The sequence below is a fragment of the Oleiphilus sp. HI0125 genome, assembly GCF_001635355.1.
This window is the reverse complement of sequence record NZ_LWGF01000937.1, coordinates 1-850: the sequence shown is the minus strand read 5'-3', so window position 1 is coordinate 850 and position 850 is coordinate 1. Positions and strand designations below refer to the sequence as shown.

2 protein-coding genes are annotated in these 850 nt (G+C 42.2%); both read right to left on the bottom strand.

Going from position 1 to position 850, the window contains the following annotated elements:
• Positions 1–305: hypothetical protein (locus A3762_RS16140; RefSeq protein WP_156493515.1), on the bottom strand; the 305-nt coding region annotated here is incomplete at its 3' end.
• On the bottom strand, positions 302–850 hold a 549-nt coding region (locus A3762_RS27705), incomplete at its 5' end, for a hypothetical protein (RefSeq protein ID WP_197469312.1). The genes A3762_RS16140 and A3762_RS27705, both read right to left, overlap by 4 nt.

The window sequence follows — 850 nt, the reverse complement described above, 5'->3', positions numbered from 1 at the left end:
TTAGCGCTAAACAATATCGTATCAATCGTTACCTCACTCCGATTACTTAGATCGGCTAAAAGATCTTTTGCTTTACGATGAAAAGCTTGATCTTGCGAAAGTTGATTGAACCAATCAGGTGCTTTCTCTTCTTGAATAAGCGTATTTGAAATACGAACCTTTTCAGGAAGCCCGTCGAAAGATTGAGAATAAAAATGAATCAAACAACCCAACATGGCTAGCAAAAGAACGCCAACAAACACCCTGAAAGAATAACGAACTTCTTTCACCGAGCCATGCTTTATAAAGTTAATATCGGTCTTCATGCATTAGCCTCCGAGTTAGAGGCACACAAAACAGCCACGGCGTTTTGTGTTTTCAACAGTGCATCGCCAGAAGTATCGGTATACGCGTCTACGGCTTTTAATTTTGATTGCAATGGAAGACGAATCACAGCACTACCAAGGAGCATTTCCAAAGCAACCCGATCTGATTCACTAAAACTACTCAACAATCTTATTTGTCGAGGCAACGCTAAACCAGTTTGGCCTTCAAAGAAGTCGATACTGCGCTGAACTTCAATGGCAACTTGCGCCATCTCTTCATCGGCAGACAAAGTGGCACGCCGAGAAATAGCAAAGTCACGCGAGAAATACAGCTGCGACGATTTGTGGATAGTAATCAATCCGAAATCATTTTCGCACTTAAGCGTCAATTGAAGCTCATTACTTGGTTCAATCGTTTCGGATAGATTCTTTAAGGCTAAATCACTTACTGTAATTCGCTTTGGCTTTAGACCAACCGCTATTGCAGACTGCGTTAATGTATCGATCAAAGCTTGTCGTGCGACACGAGCATGCAACCTCGGAGG